The organism is Mesorhizobium sp. CNPSo 4684, from assembly GCF_057784315.1.
In genome coordinates this window covers 72,166-93,635 of sequence record NZ_JBWLUX010000022.1, presented here as the reverse complement: position 1 = coordinate 93,635, position 21,470 = coordinate 72,166, and the positions used below count along the sequence as shown (strand labels likewise).

At 63.3% G+C, this 21,470-nt stretch carries 27 protein-coding genes; 11 read left to right on the top strand and 16 right to left on the bottom strand.

Annotated features, from left to right (window positions below):
* The first annotated feature begins 54 nt into the window (after nucleotides 1-54).
* On the top strand, nucleotides 55-315 hold the full coding sequence (locus tag AC04SG_RS21110) for a type II toxin-antitoxin system prevent-host-death family antitoxin (RefSeq protein WP_488552635.1): 261 nt from the start codon (nucleotides 55-57) through the stop codon (nucleotides 313-315).
* Nucleotides 312-749 carry a type II toxin-antitoxin system PemK/MazF family toxin gene (locus tag AC04SG_RS21105; RefSeq protein ID WP_488552634.1) on the top strand — a complete coding sequence of 146 codons (438 nt, stop codon included), beginning with the start codon at nucleotides 312-314 and terminating at the stop codon, nucleotides 747-749. The genes AC04SG_RS21110 and AC04SG_RS21105 overlap by 4 nt, the downstream gene beginning before the upstream one ends.
* Before the next feature lie 55 nt (nucleotides 750-804).
* Here the strand turns inward: AC04SG_RS21105 and AC04SG_RS21100 are convergent, their stop codons facing one another.
* From AC04SG_RS21100 to AC04SG_RS21080, 5 genes are all read right to left on the bottom strand, one after another.
* Nucleotides 805-1,278: an EF-hand domain-containing protein gene (locus AC04SG_RS21100; RefSeq protein WP_488552633.1), complete on the bottom strand. Its 474-nt coding sequence runs from the start codon at nucleotides 1,276-1,278 to the stop codon at nucleotides 805-807.
* A 64-nt stretch (nucleotides 1,279-1,342) separates the two neighbouring features.
* The gene (locus tag AC04SG_RS21095) at nucleotides 1,343-4,309 is read right to left on the bottom strand and encodes a bifunctional [glutamine synthetase] adenylyltransferase/[glutamine synthetase]-adenylyl-L-tyrosine phosphorylase (protein WP_488552632.1); all 2,967 of its coding nucleotides are present in this window, start codon (nucleotides 4,307-4,309) and stop codon (nucleotides 1,343-1,345) included.
* The gene (locus AC04SG_RS21090; RefSeq protein ID WP_488552631.1) at nucleotides 4,309-5,784 is read right to left on the bottom strand and encodes a sensor histidine kinase; all 1,476 of its coding nucleotides are present in this window, start codon (nucleotides 5,782-5,784) and stop codon (nucleotides 4,309-4,311) included. Before AC04SG_RS21090 ends, AC04SG_RS21095 begins: the two co-directional genes overlap by 1 nt.
* A 107-nt stretch (nucleotides 5,785-5,891) precedes the next feature.
* On the bottom strand, nucleotides 5,892-6,563 hold the full coding sequence (locus AC04SG_RS21085; RefSeq protein WP_112564197.1) for a response regulator transcription factor: 672 nt from the start codon (nucleotides 6,561-6,563) through the stop codon (nucleotides 5,892-5,894).
* Nucleotides 6,564-6,820: 257 nt separating this feature from the next.
* The gene (locus tag AC04SG_RS21080; RefSeq protein ID WP_192256622.1) at nucleotides 6,821-8,371 is read right to left on the bottom strand and encodes a Do family serine endopeptidase; all 1,551 of its coding nucleotides are present in this window, start codon (nucleotides 8,369-8,371) and stop codon (nucleotides 6,821-6,823) included.
* Nucleotides 8,372-8,539: 168 nt separating this feature from the next.
* Here AC04SG_RS21080 and AC04SG_RS21075 point away from each other — a divergent pair, with 168 nt between their 5' ends.
* A complete protein-coding gene (locus AC04SG_RS21075; protein WP_436261936.1) occupies nucleotides 8,540-8,725 on the top strand; it encodes a hypothetical protein in 186 nt (61 codons plus the stop codon).
* On the opposite strand, the gene AC04SG_RS21070 is transcribed toward AC04SG_RS21075, so the two are convergent.
* The 8 genes from AC04SG_RS21070 to AC04SG_RS21035 all read right to left on the bottom strand — a co-directional run bounded on the left by AC04SG_RS21070 (nucleotide 8,722) and on the right by AC04SG_RS21035 (nucleotide 15,890).
* Complete coding sequence (locus tag AC04SG_RS21070) at nucleotides 8,722-9,186, bottom strand: cytochrome c-type biogenesis protein (protein ID WP_488552630.1); 465 nt, start codon at nucleotides 9,184-9,186, stop codon at nucleotides 8,722-8,724. The genes AC04SG_RS21075 and AC04SG_RS21070 overlap by 4 nt on opposite strands.
* Nucleotides 9,183-11,174, bottom strand: coding sequence for a heme lyase CcmF/NrfE family subunit (locus AC04SG_RS21065; RefSeq protein ID WP_488552629.1), 1,992 nt, complete (start codon nucleotides 11,172-11,174; stop codon nucleotides 9,183-9,185). The genes AC04SG_RS21070 and AC04SG_RS21065 overlap by 4 nt, the downstream gene beginning before the upstream one ends.
* The gene (ccmE, locus tag AC04SG_RS21060) at nucleotides 11,174-11,617 is read right to left on the bottom strand and encodes a cytochrome c maturation protein CcmE (protein ID WP_488552628.1); all 444 of its coding nucleotides are present in this window, start codon (nucleotides 11,615-11,617) and stop codon (nucleotides 11,174-11,176) included. Before ccmE ends, AC04SG_RS21065 begins: the two co-directional genes overlap by 1 nt.
* 3 nt (nucleotides 11,618-11,620) lie before the next feature.
* On the bottom strand, nucleotides 11,621-12,775 hold the full coding sequence (ccmI, locus tag AC04SG_RS21055) for a c-type cytochrome biogenesis protein CcmI (protein WP_488552627.1): 1,155 nt from the start codon (nucleotides 12,773-12,775) through the stop codon (nucleotides 11,621-11,623).
* A gap of 100 nt (nucleotides 12,776-12,875) precedes the next feature.
* Nucleotides 12,876-13,319, bottom strand: coding sequence for an RT0821/Lpp0805 family surface protein (locus tag AC04SG_RS21050; RefSeq protein ID WP_488552626.1), 444 nt, complete (start codon nucleotides 13,317-13,319; stop codon nucleotides 12,876-12,878).
* A gap of 175 nt (nucleotides 13,320-13,494) precedes the next feature.
* Complete coding sequence (locus tag AC04SG_RS21045; RefSeq protein WP_203278030.1) at nucleotides 13,495-14,916, bottom strand: ATP-binding protein; 1,422 nt, start codon at nucleotides 14,914-14,916, stop codon at nucleotides 13,495-13,497.
* Nucleotides 14,900-15,565 carry a response regulator transcription factor gene (locus tag AC04SG_RS21040; protein WP_488552625.1) on the bottom strand — a complete coding sequence of 222 codons (666 nt, stop codon included), beginning with the start codon at nucleotides 15,563-15,565 and terminating at the stop codon, nucleotides 14,900-14,902. Before AC04SG_RS21040 ends, AC04SG_RS21045 begins: the two co-directional genes overlap by 17 nt.
* A gap of 64 nt (nucleotides 15,566-15,629) precedes the next feature.
* A complete protein-coding gene (locus AC04SG_RS21035; protein ID WP_488552624.1) occupies nucleotides 15,630-15,890 on the bottom strand; it encodes a hypothetical protein in 261 nt (86 codons plus the stop codon).
* Between the two features lie 280 nt (nucleotides 15,891-16,170).
* Here AC04SG_RS21035 and AC04SG_RS21030 point away from each other — a divergent pair, with 280 nt between their 5' ends.
* The gene (locus AC04SG_RS21030; RefSeq protein ID WP_488552623.1) at nucleotides 16,171-16,557 is read left to right on the top strand and encodes an ester cyclase; all 387 of its coding nucleotides are present in this window, start codon (nucleotides 16,171-16,173) and stop codon (nucleotides 16,555-16,557) included.
* 10 nt (nucleotides 16,558-16,567) lie between these two features.
* Here the strand turns inward: AC04SG_RS21030 and AC04SG_RS21025 are convergent, their stop codons facing one another.
* Nucleotides 16,568-16,972, bottom strand: a complete 405-nt coding sequence (locus tag AC04SG_RS21025; RefSeq protein WP_488552622.1) for a DUF3168 domain-containing protein — start codon at nucleotides 16,970-16,972, stop codon at nucleotides 16,568-16,570.
* A 280-nt stretch (nucleotides 16,973-17,252) separates the two neighbouring features.
* Here AC04SG_RS21025 and AC04SG_RS21020 point away from each other — a divergent pair, with 280 nt between their 5' ends.
* Together AC04SG_RS21020 and AC04SG_RS21015 are read left to right on the top strand one after the other, a co-directional pair.
* On the top strand, nucleotides 17,253-17,468 hold the full coding sequence (locus AC04SG_RS21020; protein WP_488552621.1) for a hypothetical protein: 216 nt from the start codon (nucleotides 17,253-17,255) through the stop codon (nucleotides 17,466-17,468).
* 6 nt (nucleotides 17,469-17,474) lie between these two features.
* Entirely contained in the window at nucleotides 17,475-17,666 is a 192-nt protein-coding gene (locus AC04SG_RS21015; protein ID WP_488552620.1) for a hypothetical protein, read from the top strand.
* A 23-nt stretch (nucleotides 17,667-17,689) separates the two neighbouring features.
* Here the strand turns inward: AC04SG_RS21015 and AC04SG_RS21010 are convergent, their stop codons facing one another.
* Both AC04SG_RS21010 and AC04SG_RS21005 read right to left on the bottom strand, forming a co-directional pair.
* Nucleotides 17,690-17,956 carry a DUF1488 family protein gene (locus AC04SG_RS21010; protein WP_112564165.1) on the bottom strand — a complete coding sequence of 89 codons (267 nt, stop codon included), beginning with the start codon at nucleotides 17,954-17,956 and terminating at the stop codon, nucleotides 17,690-17,692.
* On the bottom strand, nucleotides 17,953-18,216 hold the full coding sequence (locus AC04SG_RS21005) for a hypothetical protein (RefSeq protein WP_112564162.1): 264 nt from the start codon (nucleotides 18,214-18,216) through the stop codon (nucleotides 17,953-17,955). The genes AC04SG_RS21010 and AC04SG_RS21005 overlap by 4 nt, the downstream gene beginning before the upstream one ends.
* A gap of 247 nt (nucleotides 18,217-18,463) precedes the next feature.
* On the opposite strand from AC04SG_RS21005, the gene AC04SG_RS21000 reads away from it, so the two are divergent.
* From AC04SG_RS21000 to AC04SG_RS20980, 5 genes are all read left to right on the top strand, one after another.
* The gene (locus AC04SG_RS21000) at nucleotides 18,464-18,778 is read left to right on the top strand and encodes a co-chaperone GroES (RefSeq protein WP_112564160.1); all 315 of its coding nucleotides are present in this window, start codon (nucleotides 18,464-18,466) and stop codon (nucleotides 18,776-18,778) included.
* A 60-nt stretch (nucleotides 18,779-18,838) separates the two neighbouring features.
* Nucleotides 18,839-20,473 carry a chaperonin GroEL gene (gene groL / locus AC04SG_RS20995; protein ID WP_488552619.1) on the top strand — a complete coding sequence of 545 codons (1,635 nt, stop codon included), beginning with the start codon at nucleotides 18,839-18,841 and terminating at the stop codon, nucleotides 20,471-20,473.
* Between the two features lie 123 nt (nucleotides 20,474-20,596).
* On the top strand, nucleotides 20,597-20,761 hold the full coding sequence (locus tag AC04SG_RS20990) for a hypothetical protein (protein WP_488552618.1): 165 nt from the start codon (nucleotides 20,597-20,599) through the stop codon (nucleotides 20,759-20,761).
* A 59-nt stretch (nucleotides 20,762-20,820) separates the two neighbouring features.
* The gene (locus tag AC04SG_RS20985; protein WP_488552617.1) at nucleotides 20,821-21,321 is read left to right on the top strand and encodes an NAD(P)-dependent oxidoreductase; all 501 of its coding nucleotides are present in this window, start codon (nucleotides 20,821-20,823) and stop codon (nucleotides 21,319-21,321) included.
* The gene (locus AC04SG_RS20980; protein ID WP_488552616.1) at nucleotides 21,215-21,454 is read left to right on the top strand and encodes an NAD(P)H-binding protein; all 240 of its coding nucleotides are present in this window, start codon (nucleotides 21,215-21,217) and stop codon (nucleotides 21,452-21,454) included. Before AC04SG_RS20985 ends, AC04SG_RS20980 begins: the two co-directional genes overlap by 107 nt.
* The last annotated feature ends 16 nt before the right edge of the window (nucleotides 21,455-21,470 follow it).

The following is a 21,470-nucleotide window of genomic DNA, read 5'->3' as shown; positions in this document are numbered from 1 at the left end:
CATCCTTGAAAAGGTTATCTATTCTATCTATTATAGACAAAGAGGTAGCTTTTCATGCGCGTGACATCGACCGAATTCCAGCAGAACGTCGGACGCTTCCAGGACGCCGCACAGCGGGCGCCGGTTGCGATTACGAAAAATGGCCGCACTCATACGGTGCTTCTTTCGGCGGCAATGTTTGAAGTGCTGGTCAAGGGACGGGTCGCCCGTGCCGTTGAGGACCTGGACGACGAGACCTTGAACGCGATCGCCAAAAGCGCTGTCCCATCAGAATATGACGAGCTGGATGCGATGCTCAAAGACTGGACGCCGTGAGCCTGCCCAAGCCTGTCCCCGGTCTGGTGATTTCCTACTCCTATCTATGGGCGGACGAGCACAGCAAAGGTGCGGAAGAAGGTCGCAAGAATCGGCCCTGCGCAATCGTTGCCGCGCGTCGGATCGTGGAGGGCCGCGAGGTCGTCACAGTGGTTCCGATTACTCACTCGGCTCCGGGTGATCCCGCCGATGCGATAGAGATACCTGCGCCACTCAAGGCCCATCTCGGACTCGACAATATGCCGTCATGGGTGCTTGTCAGCGAAACCAACGATTTCCTCTGGCCCGGGCCTGATCTCAGGTCCATTGCGGGAAGCAGGCCCACCCGCTTTCACTATGGGATGCTGCCGCCTCGCTTCTACGCGTATCTGCGCGAGCGGATTTTGCAGGCTCATGCGAGCCGCGCTCTGCGCCGTGTTCAAAGAACCGAGTAGCCGAGCGGTCGTGTAAGGTCTCCAGCGGCTTTCGCCGCCGGAGACCTGTCGCCATTCACTGCATGCTGTCGTCGCCGCCGTCCCATTGGCGGTGGCGGCTCATGCGGCCGTTCTTCGGCAGCTCGTTGCGCTCGATCTTGCCGTCATTGTTGCGGTCGAGCATGGCAAACATCTTCTTCTCGCGCCCGGTGATGTCTTCCGTGGTCAGCGTGCCGTCGCCCTTGGTGTCGTAGCGGGCGACGATGCGCTTGGCCATTTCCTCGAACCGCGCCTTCTCCAGCGCGTCGGCGAGCTGGGCGACGGTGAGCTTGCCGCCATTGTCGGCGACCAGCTTCTTCAGCCGTGCGTTCATGGCGTCGGAAAACTGGTCGAAGCTGATGGTGCCGTTGGAGTCCTTCATCGCCTTGTCGAGCCGCATCATCATGCCCTCGCGCATTCTGGCACTGGCATTGTTCTCGGCATAGGCGGTGGTGCCGACGGCGCCGGCGAGCGCGACGAAGGCAAGGGCAAGTCCGGTTGTCTTTCTCATTGATATCTCCTGTTGCATCGTCACCCCCGATGCGATCCGAAACAGCCGCCAGCGCTTCACGCCCTCACGACTGTTTCGTACGAAGCAAAAGGTCGAAATCCTTTCTGACCTTTTGCGACGTTTCCTTGAGATGTGCTTCCAGCACACCGAAATCCGGCAGGTCAGTCACCGCCAGAAGCAGATCCGACAATCCCGGCGGAACGTCGTCACGTTCGAATGCGCCGGTAAGGCAAAGCCGCGTCATCTGGGTCAGCGCCAGATAGAGTTGATAGGCTTCGCAAAGCTGCTGCCTGACATCGGCGTCGGCGAAATCCGGGGCCAGATGCGACAGGATTTCGCCGGTGGCGGTCAGCCTTCCGCCGGCTTCGACCTGGCCGGTGATGACGGCCACCTGCGCGATGAATTCGAGGTCTATCAGGCCGCCCGGGATCAGCTTGATGTCCCAGAGGTCGCGCGGCGATTTTTCCTTCTCGATCAGCGCGCGCATCTCGGATGCCTCGGCCTTCACTTTGTCGACATTGCGCGGCAAGGCCAGAAGTGCCGCCACCTCGGTTTCGACCTCGGCGCACAGTGCCGCGTCGCCGCCAACGGCGCGGGCCCGGGCCAGCGCCATGTGCTCCCAGGTCCATGCTTCCTGGCGCTGGTACTTCTTGAAGGCGTCGACATGGGTCGCCACCGGCCCTTTGTTGCCGGATGGCCGCAAGCGCAGGTCGAGCTCATAGAGAACGCCCTCGGCGGTCGGCGCCGAGACAGCCGCGATCAACCGCTGCGTCACCCTGGTGTAGTAATGCGACGGCGCCAGCGGCTTTTCGCCGTCGGATTCTTCCGCATCGGCGTCGTGGTCGTAAAGGAGGATGAGGTCGACGTCTGAGCCGGCCGTCAATTCGCGGCTGCCGAGCTTGCCCATGCCGAGCAGCGACACCGTGCCGCCGGCGATACGGCCATGGCGGAGTGCGAATTCGGCCGTCACTGCCTGCAGCGCGGCGTCGATGGTGAGGTCGGCGAGGTCGGAAAAGGCACGGCCAGCACGGCTCGGGGTGATCGAGCCGGCGAGCAGGCGCACACCGATCAGGAACTTCTGCTCGGAGGCAAAGATGCGCAGACGGTCGAGCACGTCCTCATAGGCCCTGTCGCCTTCGATGAAAGCCGCAAGCCGCGCCGACAGATAGGCGCGGTTGGGAAGTTCGTTCAGCAGCGCCGGATCGAGCAGACCGTCGAAGACATGCGGGCGCTTGGTGATGATCGCAGCCAGCCGGGGCGCGGCACCCATGATGGTCGCCATCAGCTTCAGCAAAGCGGGATTGGACTGCAGCAGCGAAAACAGCTGGATGCCGGCGGGCAGACCGGCGAGGAATTCGTCGAAGCGCACCAAAGCCTTGTCGGCCCGGCGCGTCTGGCCGAAGGCTTTGAGCAGCGCCGGTGTCAGTTCGGTCAGCCGCTCACGCGCTTCAGCCGACTGGGTGACGCGGTAGCGGCCGAAATGCCAGCCGCGAATGACGCGGCAGATGTCGCTCGGCCGCTTGAAGCCGAGCCCGTGCAAGGTCCGCAGCGTGTCGGGATCGTCGACATCGCCGGTAAAGACCAGATTGCCGACGCCTGCGGACAGTTCCGGAGCTGTTTCGAACAGCGCAGCGTAATGGCGCTCGACTTCCTGCAAAGCCGCGCGGAAGGTTTCGGCAAATTCCGCCGCATCGGCAAAGGTCAGCATATGGGCGATGCGTTCCAACCCCTCATCATCGTCGGGCAGGATATGCGTCTGCTCGTCGGCGACCATCTGGATGGCGTGCTCGACGCGGCGCAAGAACCAGTATTGGCGGATGAGCGTGTCGCGGGCATCGGCGGTGATCCAGCCGCGCGCCGCCAGCGCACCCAGCATCGGCACGGTCTCGCGGCCGCGCAGCTCGGGAAAACGGCCGCCGGCAATCAGCTGCTGGGTCTGGACGAAGAACTCTATCTCGCGAATGCCGCCACGGCCGAGCTTGACGTTGTGGCCCTTCACCGCGATCTCGCCATGGCCCTTGTGGGCATGGATCTGGCGCTTGATCGAATGGACGTCGGCGATTGCCGCATAGTCCATGTATTTGCGCCAGACATAGGGCTGCAGCTCCCGCAGGAACGCTTCGCCGGTGGCGAGATCGCCGGCCACCGGGCGCGCCTTGATCATGGCGGCGCGCTCCCAGTTTTGCCCGCGCGCCTCGTAATAGCGAAGTGCTGCCTCGACCGGGATCGCCAGCGGCGTCGACCCGGGATCGGGTCGAAGCCTGAGATCGGTGCGGAAGACATAACCGTGCTCGGTGCGGTCCTGCAGGATGCGCACCAGCCTGCGGGTCAGGCGCGCAAACAGCTCGGTGGCATCGAGCGGATCGACGATCCCCTTCGCTTCCGGATCGAAGAAGACGACGAGATCGATGTCGGAGGAAAAATTCAGTTCATGGGCACCGAGTTTGCCCATGCCGAGCAGAATCCAGCCGGACTGCTGCGACGGGTTTTCGGGGTCCGGCAATTTGAGCTTGCCCTGGCTGTGCGCCTCGCGCAGCAGGAAGTCGACCGCCGCGCGGGTGCAGGTGTCGGCAAGGTTGCTGAGACGCCTGACCGTCAGCGCGGCATCGGCCTCGCCGGAGAGATCTGCAAGCGCGATCAGGAAGTGAGCTTCCGCCTTCCACTGCCTGAGCTCCATCATCAGGCTGGATTCCGAAACGGTCTCGGCAAAGGCAGCCTTGCCGATCGCTTCGGCAATGTTGAGCAGCCTGGCCTCGACACCGTCATCGAACAGCGCATCGAGGATTTGCGGCCGGCGGCGCGCGACATCGCGGAGGAAAGGCGAGAGATCGACGACCGCAGCGAGAAAATCCTGGGCCGCACCCTTGCCGCCTAAGAATTTCGCCAGCCGCGGCAGACCTTCGTCCTCGGCGTCGTCAGCGATCTCCGACAGTTCACGGCGGGCGCGGCTCCTGTCCAGCGGCGCGAGCTTTGCCGCCAGTTGCAGCTGCCATTCGGTCTCGATCGGTTTCTCGGCCATCCTCACCGCCATCAGTGATCCTCCCGCACCGGGAAACTCATGATAACGGACAATCCGGGATTGGCGGGCAGAAGTTCAAGCCGGCCATTGTGGAACGTCATGATCGCCTTGGCGAGGCTGAGGCCGAGGCCGGACCCCGGCTGCGAGCGGCTCTTTTCCAGCCGTACGAAACGCTCGGTCACCCTGGCGCGGTCGGCATCGTCGGGGATGCCCTGGCCGTTGTCGGCGACGGAAAGCCGGATTTCATGGCCGACACGCTGCAGCGCCACGCGCACAGCCGGCTTCTCAGTTGCGTCGGTTGAATATTTGATGGCGTTGTCGACGATGTTCGACAGCGCCTGGCCGATCAGCTCGCGGTTGCCGTTGACGGAGAACTCCCCGTCCACAGAGGCTTCGAGCGCCACGCCCGCCTCCTCCGCCACCGGCTCGTAGAGCTCGACGACGTCGCGCACGGCGGCGGCGAGATCGACCTTGCTGGTGCTTTCCGAGGAATAGCCCGCCTCCAGCCTGGAGATCATCAGGATGGCGTTGAAGGTCTTTATCAGCTGGTCGGACTCGGCAATCGTGCCTTCCAGCGCCTGCCGATAGTCGGTGGTCTTGTGTTTGCCCGAAAGCGTGGCCTCGGCGCGGTTGCGCAACCTGGTCAGCGGCGTCTTCAAATCATGGGCGATGTTGTCGGAGACCTGCTTCAGGCCTTCGTTCAGCGTCGCAATCCTGGCCAGCATTGTGTTGAGGTTTTCCGACAGCCGGTCGAATTCATCGCCGGCGCCAGTCACCGGCAGCCGTCCCGTGAGGTCGCCGCCCATGATGCGACGGCTCGCCTCCGAGACGCTGTCGATGCGCTTCAGCGCCGTGCGGCCGACCAAGAACCAGATCAGCAGCCCGCCCAGGCCCATCATGCCCAGCGCCAGCATCAAGGCACGGCGAATGACGGCACGGAAGCGCTCGGGCTCGCCGAGATCGCGGCCTACAAGCATGATCATCTGGTTGGGTAGCCTGAGCACCAGCGCGATGGCATTGTGGCCCTTCTCGCCCTCGGACTGAATTTCGGTCTCGCCGGGCTGCGCCCCGTTAGGGTCGGCAGCCTGATTGCGCTGCCGCTCAAGTTCGCCTTCGCCGAAGCGGCGGTAGGAGAATGGCTCGGTCGTCCAGCCATCGGTCTCGAGCACGCCCGGCTCCAGGCTCTGCACATTGCCGGTCAGGATCTGGCCGTTGGCGTCGGCGATCAGATAGAGGTTGGCGCCGGGCTGGCGCGAGCGCTGCTCGACCACGCGCACCAGCACCGGCAGGCCGCCGCGCTGATAGGCGCGGGCAAGGCCCAGCACCTCGTCATTGATGGTTTGCTGGGTCTGGCCGGTCAGCATGCGCGCCGATAGCGACGTCATGTAGAAGACCAGCAGCACGGCACAGAGGGCAAAAAGCAGGAAATAAAGCGCCGAAAGCCGCGCCGCCGTCGTCCTCATGATGGCCGGCAGGGAAAGGGCCATGGATGTCTAGATCATGATGAGATTTGGTTGAAATCTCATCATGATCTACCCCTTTGTTGGAGCATGATCTTTTCCAAAAACCGGTACCCACTTTTTGGGATCATGCTCTAGCTCTTCAGCATATAGCCGGCGCCGCGGACGGTGTGCAGGATCGGCTTGTCGAAACCCTTCTCGATCTTGCCGCGCAGCCGCGAGACATGCACGTCGATGACGTTGGTCTGCGGATCGAAATGATAGTCCCAGACATTTTCGAGCAGCATAGTGCGCGTCACCACCTGGCCGGCGTGGCGCATCAGATATTCGAGCAGGCGGAATTCGCGCGGCTGCAGCGTGATCTCGCGCGCGGCGCGCTTCACGGAATGGGAGAGACGGTCGAGCTCGAGATCGCCGACCCGGTAGACGGTTTCGGCTTCCCTGGCGCTGGCGCGGCGGTTCAGCACCTCGACGCGGGCGAGCAATTCGGAAAAGGCATAGGGCTTGGTCAGATAGTCGTCGCCGCCAGCGCGCAGACCGGTGACGCGGTCATCGACCTCGCCCAGCGCCGACAGGATCAGTACCGGCGTGGTGTTGCCGCGCGAGCGCAGGCCGGCAATGACGGAGAGCCCGTCGCGGCGCGGCATCATACGGTCGACCACCATCACGTCATAGTCGCCGGCATCGGCAAGCGCGAAGCCGGTTTCGCCGTCGCCGGCGACATGGGCGGTGTGTCCGGCCTCGGTAAAGGCCTTCTGCATGTAGTCGGCCGCCTCGCGATCGTCTTCTATGACGAGAATCTTCATAGAGCCGTTATACGCGATTTCGCTGGAAGATTGAGGGGCCGCCATGAGCGTGAAAAGCTTTCGTTCAAGCATGTCGTTATTCCAAAACCGCCGTACACTTTTGGGCGACATGCTTTGCTGTTAGAGCGGCAGCGGGCGATGGGAGCCCGCTGCCGCCGGGGGCAGAACACGATGACTGACTAACGCGTTCGGCCCCTTGCTTTCCCGTGCGGCGGCTCGGGGGTGTTGAAACCGCCGCACTGGAAAAGTGTTCGATGTCAGCCCTTGGCGACCGGAAGCGCGACGAAGCGGTTCGAGTCATCGCGGGTGATCTGCATCAGCACCGCCTTGCGGCCGGACTTGACCGCATCGGCCATCGCCTTGGCGACGTCCTCGGTGCCGTTCACTTCCGTCGAATTGACCGAGGTGATGACATCGCCGGGCTGGATGCCGCGGTCGGCGGCATCGCTGTCGGGGTCGACGTCGGTCACCACCAGACCCTTGCCGTTCTCCGACTTGGTGACGGTGAGGCCGAGATCGGCCAGCGCGGCCGGCTTTGCCGGTGCTGCAGGCTGCTGCGGGTCGGCCGAGGCCTGCTTGTCGGTGGACGGCAGCGTGCCGAGGTCGACCTTGATCGTCTCGCTCTTGCCGTCGCGCCACACGGTGACGTCGACCGACTTGCCGGGCGAATAGGCACCGATCAGGCGAGCCAGTTCCTTCGGCGATGCAACGTCCTTGCCTTCGACCTGGGTGATCACGTCACCGGCGGTGATGCCTGCCTTCTTGCCGGGACCGCCGTCCTGGGCGCTGGAGACCAGAGCCCCGTTCTGCGACTTCAAGCCCAGCGATTCGGCGATATCCGACGTGACCGGCTGGATTTCGACGCCGAGCCAACCACGCTGCACCGAGCCGCTCTTCATCAGATCCTGCACAACCTGCTTGGCGGTCGAGGCCGGAATGTCGAAGGCGATGCCGACGCTGCCGCCCGAGGGTGAGAAGATCGCGGTGTTGATGCCGACGACCTGGCCGTTGAGGTTGAAGGTCGGTCCGCCAGAATTGCCGCGGTTGACCGAGGCGTCGATCTGGATGAAGTCGTCATAAGGGCCGGCCCCAATGTCGCGGCCACGGGCCGAGACGATGCCGGCGGTCACGGTGCCGCCGAGGCCGAATGGATTGCCGACAGCCACCACCCAGTCGCCGACGCGAACCTTGGAATCGTCGGCGAAGTCGACATAGGTGAACTTGCCGACGCCGTCGACCTTGAGCACGGCCAGATCGGTGCGCGGATCGGTGCCGATCAGCTTGGCGTCGAGTTCCTTGCCGTCATTCATCACAACGGTGAAGGCAGAGCCTTCCTCGACGACATGGTTGTTGGTGACGAGATAGCCGTCATCGGAGATGAAGAAGCCCGAACCCTGCGCCACCGGGCGGGGCTGGTCGTTGTTGTGGTCGCGACGGTTGAAGCGGCGATTGCCGAACTGGCCGTTCTGGTCGCCGAAGCCACGGAATTGCTTGAAGAACTGGCGCAGCTGCGGATTGTCGGGCAGGTTGTTCATGCCGTCCGGATCATCGGACTGGTCGGAACCGTCATCGGCGGCAGGTTCGATCTTGGCCTTGACCTTGACGCTAACCACGGCGGGCGAAACGCGCTCGACGACATCGGCAAAGCCCGGCACCTGCGGCGCCTCGACCCGCACGGCGTCGGCCAGAACTGGGGCCGTGCCGGTGGTGACGGCGCCGAAACCAATGGCACCGGCAATGGCGAGCGAGGCGGCAGCGGCCAACAGGCGCTTGCGAGTGCGGGAATATGAATTGGGGGCAATAGACATGGATCTTGTATCCTCTTTTCACTGGATGCGGCTCAGGCAGAGCATCCTCGGAAAAGAGGAATAGAGAGGCGCACATTACGGCGCCATTTCCGGTTCATGAAAGTTTTGTAATGTTTGCGGTGCTCACCTACTGCTCTGTTCTAACAGCACAGCGAACGGCGCGGGTCCATGACACAAAACACCACCAAGACAATTCGGGAGTGCGACATTATCGAAGGCATCAAACGCGGCATCGCCGATGCCGTGGCTGGCCACTTGGTGCCCCATGAAGAAGCGATGGCGGAAATTGACGCCTTGATCGAAGCGGAACACAAGATAATAGCGGCCAATCGCCGAGGGCCGAATCGAGCCTAATCGTTCAGCATCTTGTCCAGCGCCGCCTGTTCCTCGGCGCTCAGCGCCTTGGTTGCCAGCGAGCGGCGGGAGCGCGTGGTGAGCACGATGAAGACGCCGCCGACCAGCAGCAGAAGCACCGGCGTGCCCCACAGCAAGGCGTTGCGCAAGCTGAAGCGCGGCTTCAACAGCACGAACTCGCCATAGCGCGACACGATATAGTCCATCACCTGCTGGTCGGTATCGCCGGCAACGAGGCGCTGGCGCACCAGAATGCGCAGGTCGCGGGCAAGGTCGGCATCGGATTCGTCGATCGACTGGTTCTGGCAGACCATGCAACGCAGGCCTTCCGACAGCAGCCGCGCCCTCGCCTCGAGCGCGGGATCGGCGAGAACCTCGTCGGGTTTCACTGCTTGCGCTGCGCCGGCGAACAACAGCGTCAGCAGCAGGACGAGCGAGGCCAGCGAGAACCTGGTGCTCACGGCAGGCCTGCCGATGGCATGGCAGCTGTCGGCTTGCGGCGGCGCGAGGGCGCGCCGACACGCAGGCGGCGGTCGAACAGCGACATTGCCGCGCCCGCCATCATCACGAGAGCACCGCCCCAGATCAGCGTCACCAGCGGCTTCCACCACAGGCGCACGACGACCGAACCGTCGGTGCCCTCGTCGCCCAGCGACAGATAGAGCTGGCTGAACCCGATCGTCTCGATGCCGGATTCGGTCGTCGTCGTCTGCCGCACCGGAAAGAAGCGCTTGGCCGAGGTGATTTCAGCCGCAACGCCGCCATCGGCGCCGATCAAGGAAAAGCGGCCGCGGTCCTCGCTGTAGTTCGGGCCCTGCGCGGGATAGAGCCCTTCGAAGCGCAGCGTGTGGCCGGAGAGTTCGACGCTCTCGCCGGCATGCATCGACAGGATTTTTTCGGTGCCGAAGCACAGCGTGCCGACAATGCCAAGCGTCGTCAGCCCGAGGCCGAGATGGGCCAGGGCGGTGCCGAACACCGAACGCGGCAGGCCGGCGAAACGGCGCAGCATGGTGGAAGGCGACACATTGCCGAAGCCGGATTTGACGGCAAGGTCGGTGAGCGCGCCGCAGACCAGCCAGAAGGCAAGGCCGACGCCAAGAGCGGCGAACACTGATGCGCCGTCGATGAACAGGCCGGTGACCAGCATCGCCAGAAGGGCGGCGGCGAAGGCGGCCATCAGGCGCTGAGCGACCGCATAGAGGTCGCCGCGCTTCCAGGCGAGCAGTGGCCCAAAGGGGACCAGGACCAGCAGCGGCACCATCAGCGGGCCGAATGTCAGGTTGAAGAACGGCGCACCGACCGAGATCTTGCCGGCCGAAAGCGCCTCGACCGCCAGCGGATAGAGCGTGCCGACCAGCACGGTGGCGGTGGCCGTGGTCAGGAACAGATTGTTGAGCACCAGCGCACCTTCGCGCGAGATCGGGTGGAACAGGCCGCCGGCCGTAAGCCTGGAGGCGCGCAGCGCAAACAACGCCAGCGAGCCGCCGATGAACAATGTCAATATGCACAGAATGAAGATGCCGCGCGTCGGGTCGGTGGCGAAGGCATGCACCGAGGTCAGCACGCCGGAGCGCACCAGGAAGGTGCCGAGCAACGACAGCGAGAAGGTGAGGATGGCGAGCAGCAGCGTCCAGATCTTGAGAGCCGAGCGCTTCTCCATGACGATCGCCGAATGCAAGAGCGCGGTGCCTGCCAGCCACGGCATGAAGGAGGCGTTTTCGACTGGGTCCCAGAACCAGAAGCCGCCCCAGCCAAGCTCGTAATAGGCCCAGTATGAGCCCATGGCGATGCCGCCGGTGAGGAACAGCCAGGCGACCAGCGTCCATGGTCGCACCCAGCGCGCCCAGGACGCATCGATGCGGCCTTCGATGAGGGCCGCGACCGAGAAGGAAAAGCAGATGGAGAAGCCGACATAGCCGAGATAGAGCAGCGGCGGGTGGATGGCGAGGCCGAGGTCCTGCAGAACCGGGTTGAGATCGCGGCCTTCGATCGGCGCCGGATTGAGCCGGATGAACGGATTGGACGTTGCCAGGATGAACAGGAAGAAGGTGGCGCCGATCGCCCCTTGCACGGCCAGCACATTCGCGCGCAGCGTTGCCGGCAAATTTGAGCCGAAGACGGCGACCAGCGCGCCGAAGAAGGTCAGGATCAGCACCCAGAGCAGCATCGAGCCTTCGTGATTGCCCCAGGTTCCGGTGATCTTGTAGATGAGCGGTTGCAGCGAATGCGAGTTTTCCCAGACGCTGGCCACCGAGAAATCGGAGCTGGCATAGGCGCCGGCGAGGGCTGCGAACGAGAGCGCGGTCAGCGCGAAGCCGGTGACTGTGACCGGGCCGCCTACAGCCATCAGCCGCTGATTGCCGGTGCGGGCGCCGATGAGCGGCACCAGCGTCTGCACCAGCGACAGGGCGAAGGCGAGGACGAGCGCGAAATGTCCGGTCTCAACCATTACTCACTCTTGCTCTCTTGCCAGACGCCCTTGGCCTTCAGCCCATCGGCCACTTCCTTGGGCATATAACGCTCGTCATGCTTGGCCAGCACGCTGTCGGCGACGAAGACGCCATCCGAGCCGAAAGCGCCCTCGGTGATGACTCCCTGTTCCTCGCGGAACAGGTCGGGCAGGATGCCGGTATAGGTGACCTTGACCGATTTGTGGGTGTCGGTCACCGAGAAGGCAACCGTCGCGCCCTGCTCGCGCACGACCGTGCCCTTTTCGACGAGGCCACCGAGCCGGATCCGCTGTCCCGGCTGGACGCTGGCGGTGGTCAGGTCGGCAGGCATGTAGAAATAGGAGGCCTTCTGGCCGAGCGCATAGAAGGTCAGTCCGGTGGCGGCGCCGAGGAAGGCGAGGCCTCCGATGATCACGGACAATCGCTTCTGCTTACGCGTCATGCCCTACTCCGTCGCCGTCAGGCCGAGCGAGGCGGCAAAGGCGGTGAATTTCTTCGCTTCCTCACTATCGGCGCCGAAAACGGCAATACCGCGATGCAGCGCTTCGCGCGCCTTGTCGGCCTTGCCCAGCACCACATAGGAACGAATGAGCCGCATCCATCCTTCCGTGTCGCGCGGATTTTGCCGCAGTTTTTCATCGAGACCGGCGACCATGGTGTCGATCATGGCCTGCCTGTCCTGCGGCGCCATCGACGAGGCGGCATCGACGGCTGCGGCATCGGGGCCTTTCGCGGGCTCTCCTGACGCGACGCTGCGCTTGGCGGCCTCGGCCAACGCCTGTTGGACAGCGCCCCGCCAAGGCGAATCCGGCGGCAGGAGACCGAGCATCTTCTGCCAGGCAGCGGTCGCCTCTGCCAAGCGGCCTTCCTGCGCCAGCGCCATGGCCAGGTAGAAGGCGGCTTTCTGGTTTGCCGGGTCGAGCTTCAATGCCTGCTCGAATGCCGATTGCGCATCGGCCGAGACAATGCCGCCGGCGGCATTGGCGATCGCTTCGCCGAGACCGGCCTCGCGGGCAGCGGTGTCGCCATCGAGGCGGATGGCGTTGCGATAGGCTGTCACCGCATCGGAAAAGCGCTGCAGGCGCAGATAGATCGGGGCGAGCACGTCCCATCCCCTGCCATCGGACGGATTGGCGGCAAGATGGGCCTCGGCGCGCGCCACCAATTCATCGACCGAACTATCGGCCGGGTTCTTGGCCAGCCGTTCGGCAAGCGGCTGCGACGGCAAATCGGGCGAGCCAAGCTGACTGTACAGGCCCCAACTCAGCAGCGGGACCACCAGCACCGCTGATGTCGCCACCAGCCTGGCCGCCCTCGACGGCTGCCGCGCGCCGGGCGCATCGACCTGGCCGGTATTGGCTTGACCAACATCTCCCAGGCGAAGGATGCGGCGGGCGATTTCGGCACGCGCCTCCTCGGCTTCCGCCGGCTGGATCAGGCCGCGCGAGGCGTCGCGCTCAAGCTCGGCCAGTTGGTCACGATAGACTTCGAGGTCATGGTCGTTGCTGGACGAAGCGCCCTTGCCGCCGCCGGTCAGCGGCAGCAGCACCGCCAGGCTTGCGCCCAGCGTGAGGATTGCAGCTATGACCCAGAACAGCATGGTTCTTCCAATAGAGCGAGAGCCCCGCTCTGCCAACACGGACACACTGCGACGCTTTGACGGCAGCGAGCAAGCAAGCCCGATCAGCCGGCCCGAACGGTCAGGTCAGCGGCGTCCAGCTGCCGTCAGCGTTGCGGCAGGCGGTGCCACGCGCGGTCTGGCCGGCCGTGCCGGTGAACACCGTATGGGTGTATTGGCGGCAATCCTGCGAGCCGACGCGGTACGGCTGGGCCGCGACGACTTCGCCGGAATGGGCCGAACTGTCGCTCTTCCACATCACCTTCTGGCCGCTCGCCGTGTATTCGAGGGCCTTGTATTCCGCCTCGAGCGCCTTGCGCTTCTCGGTCTCGTTCAGGCCACTGCCGATCGATCCGCCGACGAGCCCGCCGGCCATGGCCGAAATGATCGTCGTCGCGACTTTGGCCCCTGAAGGAGGCGTCGCGGGCGGGTTGGTGACGGAGATATCCGGGCCGCTGCCCTTGCTCAGGGTTCCGCAGCCGGAGAGAGCGAGCAGTGCGGAAACGAGCGCAACGCGAATCTTCATGCCAACAACCGGTTTTCTTGAACGGGATGCGCTAGGGGCCGCGTCATCGGGGATGTCTGCTGGCCATAGTATTGATATTTGTCGGAAATTTGGCCGTTTGCCGACCATCCGAGGAGCAATCGACAGGTCGCCTTAACACAGGCGCCCAGCCATGTCGATTGGCCCTGGAAATGCATCATTGCAGGCTCCGCAAGCGTACCACCGCCTTCAGCCCGCCCATGGCAGAGCGGTCCAGCGCCAGAGCGCCGCCATACTCGTTGACGAGGTCGGCGACAATGGCAAGCCCGAGCCCGGTGCCTGGCTTGGTCTCGTCGAGGCGCCGGCCGCGTTTCAGCGCATCGCGCGCCTTGTCCTCAGGAATGCCTGGACCGTCATCCTCGATCGCGATCTCGAACAAGCCGGCGGCGCCGGCCGGCGTGACGGACACGGCGACAGTGCTCTTTGCCCATTTCATGGCATTGTCGAGCAGATTGCCGAGCAGTTCCTCCAGATCCTGGCGCTCGCCGGCAAAGACGATGTCGGCCGCCGGCAGCGCAAGCGACAGACTGACATCAGGCTTGAGTTTTTGCAGCACGCGCACCATGCGCTGGACCAGCGGCGTCACCGGCGTACGGTAGACAACGCTATCGCGCTGCGCCGCGACCCGGGCGCGCTGCAGATAATGATCGACCTGCTTCTGCATCGAGGCGGCCTGGTCGGCGATGAGCTGGCCCTTGGCGCCGCCGAGCGCCCGCCCCTCATTGATCAGCACGGCGAGCGGCGTCTTCAGCGAATGGGCGAGATTGCCGACCTGCGTGCGTGAGCGCTCGACGATGCGCTTGTTGTTTTCGATCAGCGCATTGGTCTCGTTGGCGAGCGGCTCGATCTCGGCGGGGAACTGGCCGTCGAGCCGCTGCGCCGTGCCTTCGCGCACCATGGCGAGCGCATTGCGGACCCGGCGCAGTGGCTGCAGGCCGAGCAGGATGGCGATGGCGTTGATGGCGATCATGCCGACGCCGAACAGGCTGAGATAGGTTAAGAGGCGGCCCTGGAAGGTGGCGATCTCCTGCTCGAGTTCGGTCTTGTTGCCCATGACGCGGAAGCGTGCGGCGCGGTTCTTGGCGTCGAGGACGAATTCGCTTTCGAACACTTGCAGTTCCTCGTCGCCGATGCCGTCGGTGGAATAGCTGCGCTGGAAACTGGAATTGAAAGGCACCTCGGCGACGGTCGGCGACGGGATCGTCGTGGTCATCGAGGACGAATGAAGGTTGCCATGCACGCCTTCGGAAGCCGGCTCCACCGACCAGTACCAGCCTGAATTCGGCTCCGAGAAGCGCAGGTCGCCGAGGTCGGGAGCGCCGGTGAGCTGGCCGGATTCGGAAACGCCGACGGAGCCGATCAGGTTGAACAGATGCGCCGACAAAAGGCTGTCGAAGCCACGCTCGCTGGCTTGGCGGTAGAGCGTGGTGATCAGGGTGAAGATGACGATCAAAGTGAGGATGGCCCAGATGGTGGAAAAGCCGATGACGCGGAAGGCCAGCGAGCGCGGCCAGAGCCGTGCCGAAAAAGGCTTCCTTGCTGGTATGGGGAGCGGTTCCGCCTTACGCCTCCGGCTCACGCATGCGATAGCCCATGCCGCGCACGGTTTCGATCATATCGATACCCATCTTCTTGCGCAGCCGGCCGACGAAGACCTCGATGGTGTTGGAATCGCGGTCGAAATCCTGGTCGTAGAGATGCTCGACCAGTTCGGTGCGCGACACCACCTCGCCCATATGGTGCATCAGATAGGCAAGCAAACGGAACTCGTGCGAGGTCAGCTTCAGCGGCTGACCGTCGACATCGGCCTTGGAGGCCTTGGTGTCGAGGCGCAGCGGCCCGCAAGTGAGTTCGGATGAAGCATGGCCGGCGGCGCGCCGAATCAGCGCCCTTAACCGCGCCAGCACCTCCTCGATGTGGAACGGCTTGGTGACGTAGTCGTCGGCGCCGGCGTCGATGCCCGATACCTTGTCGCTCCAGCGGTCGCGCGCGGTCAGGATCAGCACAGGCATCTTGCGGCCGTTGCGGCGCCAGCGCTCGACGACGCTGATGCCGTCCATCTGCGGCAGACCGATGTCGAGCACGACGGCGTCGTAAGGCTCGGTGTCGCCGAGGAAATGGCCCTCCTCGCCGTCATAGGCGCGGTCGACGACATAGCCGGCATCGACCAGCGCGTCGGCCAGCTGCCGGTTCAGATCCTTGTCATCTTCGACAACGAGTACGCGCATGATTGGTCAGGCCTGTTGATGTCTCAGATATAGGCCGATTCCGGCGGCCTGGGAAACAATGGGGTCAGTTCGCCGGGACGACGATCTCGGACCGGCGGGGGCGCTGACCGTTCTTGCCAGGAACGAGCACGACGATGACGCAGACCTCCTGGCCGCCACGCGTCGACCGCGAGGCCTTGGCCAGTGTGCCGCCATTCTGCTCGGCAACCTGCTGGCCGATCGCGTAGCAGTCGGCCGCAGCTGCCGGCGTCGCCTGCGACGCCAACACGCCGGCGATGCCAAGCGCCAGTGTCGCGGTTCTGAAATGGGAGCGAAGCGTTTTCATGGTCGGCGTTGTAACGCAACTGTGCTGAACGTGAAATGAACGGTGAACGGTTGAAAATCCATCCCCGCAATATCCCCTGCGCGCGAAACGAATGAATGCGATCATGCCGCCCAGTCCCCTCAGACCGGGAATGGGATTCATAGCCGGAAAACCGGCAGCTCGGCTATGGTTTTTGCGAGCAGGTTCTCAAGTCGTAGATGGATTGGGAAGAGGTCAAGGCGCGACCATCCTCAAGGGCGCCCTAATTAGCGTAGGAAACGCCAAACCATCGGAGTGGGCCATGACGGATAATGATCTTGCCGACCTCTACCGGGGCTACATCGCCTGCCTGAATGCCCAGGACTGGGCCAATCTCGGAAAGTTCGTCGGCAATGAAGTTCAGCACAATGGCGAAATGCTGGGCCTGTCAGGCTATCGCCGCATGCTCGAAGGCGATTTCGAGGCCATTCCCGATCTCGGTTTCAACATCGAACTGCTGGTCTGCCAACCACCGCGAGTGGCGGCGCGCCTGCATTTCGACTGTCATCCAAAGGGAATGCTGTTCGGCCTGCCGGTGAATGGCAAGCGCGTGTCGTTCGCCGAGAATGTTTTCTACGAATTCGGAGAGGGTCGTATCCGCAAGGTGTGGTCGGTCATCGACAAGGCCGAGATCCAGGCGCAGATTTAGGCTGCCTCTATCAATTTTGCTGCGTGATGGCGCGAATCCGCAGCAGCCCGTGATGGAGCGCTAGATCCTCGTCATAGCGCGCCTCGGCGAACTCCAGCGACAGGCGTGTCTGTTCGCGCGAGCCGGTGGCGAATGCAGCGCCGTCGAGGCGCGCCCGGATGCTGTCCATGATCAGACGCGTCTCGGCATCGCCTTGCGCCTTCGACCAGACATGCAGCGTGATCAGCTGGTCGTCATCGTTGTCGGCGCCGGTGTCGAGATCGAAAGCGCTGGTCCGGCCATAGGTGACATAGGGGAAGGCGGCACTGTCGGCCGCCTGCTCGCGCAATCCGGCGCCGCCGAGCAGCGCCGTCAGCGAGGCGTCGCTCTTCAATCTCATGAACAAGGCTTGCAGCAAATCGCCGGGCGCCGTCATCCTCGTCTCCGTCCGCCTGTCACGCCTAAGAGCATGATGACATCCGAAAACCGCTTCACACTTTTCGGCATCATGCCCCTGAACAAACCTCATGCCGCTATCAGTTTCGCGCGCAACCTAACTGCGTTGCGCCGATTTCGCCAGATGACAACCGGCCCCACGCAAGTTGCGAATCGGGCGGCCGCGCCGTTTCACCGACCGGTTTCTATTTGGCATGCAGGGAGTTTCAAGAAGGGTGTTATGAGGAGGCCTGTTTTCTCCGACAATTCGAGGTCATTTCATGCGAACGCCATCGCTGCTGCCGGCTTTTGGAAAGCTCGGCGTCAAGCCGCCGGTCGTGATTGCGGCGGCATCCACGCTGTCCAAGAGCATGAATAGCGCAGCTTTGCGCATGCGGAAGGTCCTTTCCGCGCATGGCGGCCTGATCTTGAAGCTGTCGGTGCTGGTCTGGACGATCCTGATCCTGGCGGCGGCGTTTTTCATGTCACGGGCCTGACGCCGCATGGCAAACCGCTACGCCTTGCGCATGGACCAGCCGGAGAGCTGGACTATCTTCGACATCTTCACCGGCCAGCCTGTCGAGCTCAAGCATCAGGTCATGATCGGCATGAATGTGCGCGATGCGGAAGCGTTGGCCGACCGCCTGAACAGCCGGGACGTCAAGCGGCGGGCAAAAGCCGACCGCAAATCCTGATCCAGGCCGATCACGGCCGGGAGCTAACTGAAATCCGCGGCGGTGAGCACATATATGCTCTTGCGGGTGCGCGCATACGCCTTGCTGGCAATGTCATGGATGGACCTGGACGCCGTATCGAAGGCTGCCAGATAGGTGGCTTCCGAGGTCGCCGTCCCAGATGGCGCCTTCGAGATTGCATCGGCGGCGACAGAGAAGGAAATCTGGAACATGCCGTCATGGCCGACAAAGCGGATGCGCTTGCCGGCCTCGTCATAGCTGCGGCTTGGATTGGGGAATGTCAGGCTCATGACTTGGCTCCCTTCGGTGCGGCGGCAGCTTTCTTGACTGTCGCCCGCTTCTTCTTCGGTGTCGGGTTCAGGGCTTCCTCAACGCGGTCGGCCTCTTCCTTGGCCAGGCGCAATCCCCTGAGCCTTGCGGTCTTGATCTCCCTGGCTCTTGCCTCGGATACGTAATCGGAGGTTGCCTTGTTGCGCTCGGCCGTTTTCTTCTGCTTGTCCATGAAGCGGGCCTCAGCTTTTTCCATGATACTCTGATTGCCGTCGGCCATCGCTTAAATCTCCCTTGTGCCTGAAACCGCTGAAATGAAACTTTCCATATAAATAGTCGCTTTGGCGCAGAAATTCAATTTTTTGAATTATTTAGACGGAGCGCGATATCTGGAAATCCTCAGGCCACATAATACTTTTAATATTCTGAGTTGCCCGCGAATAATTTTTGGCACTCCTATCTATCGAGTGCCAACGCGCCTATAAGAGCGGTGTGGCCGCCTGTGCAGGCCCCAGAAAGAAGTTCTCATGAAGTTTCGGCCACTCCACGACCGCGTCGTCATCCGGCGCGCCGAAGGCGATACCAAATCCAAGGGCGGCATCATCATCCCCGACAATGCCAAGGAAAAGCCGCAGGAAGGCGAAGTCATCGCCGTCGGGCCCGGCGCACGCGACGAAAACGGCGCGCTTGTTCCGCTCGATGTCAAGGCAGGCGACTTGATCCTGTTCGGCAAATGGTCGGGCACCGAGGTCAAGATCGATGGCGAGGACCTTCTGATCATGAAGGAAGCCGACATCATGGGCGTTATCGAAAAGGCCGTCGAAGCCAAGAAGGCCGCCTGACTGAAGCGCCGCGCATCTGCGCGGTGACGGTCCACTCCAAATGCGAACTGGATGAAAAAAATGTCTGCCAAGGAAATCAAATTCTCCACCGACGCGCGCGACCGCATGCTGCGCGGCGTCGAGATCCTCAACAATGCGGTGAAGGTCACGCTTGGCCCCAAGGGCCGCAACGTCATCATCGACAAGGCCTATGGCGCGCCGCGCATCACCAAGGACGGCGTCACCGTCGCCAAGGAAATCGAGCTTGCCGACAAGTTCGAGAACATGGGCGCGCAGATGGTGCGCGAAGTGGCTTCGAAGACCAACGACCTCGCCGGTGACGGCACCACCACCGCCACGGTGCTGGCCGCCTCGATCCTGCGCGAAGGCGCCAAGCTCGTTGCCGCCGGCATGAACCCGATGGATCTCAAGCGCGGCATCGACCAGGCTGTCGCCGCCGTGGTCAAGGACATCAAGGCGAAGGCCAAGAAGGTCAAGTCGTCGGCCGAGATCGCCCAGGTCGGCACCATCGCCGCCAATGGCGACGCCACTGTCGGCGCCATGATCGCCAAGGCTATGGACAAGGTCGGCAATGACGGCGTCATCACCGTCGAGGAAGCCAAGACCGCCGACACCGAACTCGACGTCGTCGAAGGCATGCAGTTCGACCGCGGCTATCTCTCGCCCTATTTCGTCACCAATGCCGACAAGATGCGCGTCGAATTGGAAGAGCCTTACGTCCTCATCCACGAGAAGAAGCTCGGCAATCTGCAGGCGATGCTGCCGATCCTCGAGGCGGTGGTGCAGAGCGGCCGGCCGCTGCTGATCATTTCGGAAGACGTCGAGGGCGAAGCGCTGGCGACGTTGGTCGTCAACAAACTGCGCGGCGGCCTCAAGGTCGCGGCCGTCAAGGCACCGGGCTTCGGCGACCGCCGCAAGGCGATGCTGGAAGACATCGCGGTGCTGACATCGGGCCAGATGATTTCCGAGGATCTCGGCATCAAGCTCGAAAACGTCACCATCGAGATGCTCGGCCGCGCCAAGCGGGTGCTGATCGAGAAGGACACCACCACGATCATCGACGGCGCCGGCACCAAGGCGACCATCCAGGCGCGCATCGCCCAGATCAAGGGGCAGATCGAAGAGACGACGTCCGACTATGACAAGGAGAAGCTGCAGGAGCGGCTGGCCAAGCTCGCCGGCGGCGTTGCCGTCATCCGCGTCGGTGGCGTCACTGAGTCGGAAGTGAAGGAAAAGAAGGACCGCATCGACGACGCACTGAACGCCACGCGCGCGGCAGTGGAAGAAGGCATCGTCCCCGGTGGCGGCGTCGCACTTCTGCGTGCCAGATCGGCGCTTACCGGCCTCACCGGAGCCAATGACGATGTGACGGCGGGCATTTCGATCGTGCTCAGGGCACTCGAGGCGCCGATCCGCCAGATCGCCGAGAATTCCGGCGTCGAAGGCTCGATCGTCGTCGGCAAGCTGTCCGAGAGCAAGGATCACAATCAGGGCTTTGATGCCCAGAACGAGGTCTATGTCGACATGATCAAGGCGGGCATCGTCGATCCGGCGAAAGTGGTGCGCACCGCACTGCAGGATGCCGGCTCGATCGCAGCGCTTCTGATCACCGCCGAAGCGATGATCACCGACGTTCCGCCGAAGGATGCGGCACCGGCAGGTGGTGGCGGCGGCGGCGGCATGGGCGGCTACTGACCACCCGCTTGAAAGGCCCGCCCGGGAAAGCCGGGCGGGCGACAGCGGCCGCCGGGGGCATTTCCCCGGCGCGCCCAAGGATTTCCGTCAGTCAGCACTCAGCAACGACAGGGAGATCGACAGATGATCAATTTCGCTCCGAAGCCAAATGCTGTGCCTGCGACCAAGCCGGCTGAGGAAAGCCGCTTCGATCGCATTCGCCGGCTTGCCGCCGACAAGCACGGGCAGACCGATGCCGGCACGATACGCCGCGAACCACCGAAGACCGGCGACAAGCGGCCCATGTGAGACGCGCGCTGCGTTCCCTCAGGGGCGCGGCAGGCTGATCAGTTCCAGGGGAGCGGATGATGAAACTGCTCATCTTTGGCGCCTCAGGTGCCACTGGGCGCGTCCTCGTCTCGGCAGCGCTGGCAAAAGGCCATGCGGTTACCGCCTTCGCTCGCACCCCGAGCAAGCTTGCCGTCAGCCATGAAAACCTGAGGGTGATCGTCGGAGATGTCGCCGATCACCAGGCGGTGACGCACGCCGTCAGCGGGCATGAGGCAGTTTTCAGCTGTCTCGGGGTCAGCGTGCCGCTGAAACACGACCCGGCTGTGGTTGCCGGTATCGGCTTCATCGTCGATGCCATGCAGCGGACCGGCCCTGCCCGGCTCATCTATCTTTCGTTCCTTGGCGTCTGCGACAGCCGGCGGCAATTGGGGCCGCTGCTCGGCGGTGTCCTAGTGCCGCTTGTGCTGCATAATGAAGGTGGCCGATCACGAGGCGAAGGAAAAGCTTATCGTCCAATCCAGCCTCGACTGGACCATCGTGCGGCCGCCCAAGCTCACAAACGGTGCGGCAACCGGTGAATTCCGCCACGGCAATGATATTCGGGCAGCATCCCTGCTGCCGACATTGACGCGTGCCGATGTGGCGGCATTCATGCTCGGCCAACTCGACGACACCACCTATTCGCGCCGGGCGGTTGCCATCCTGCGTTGACCCTCTAGAGGCCGCT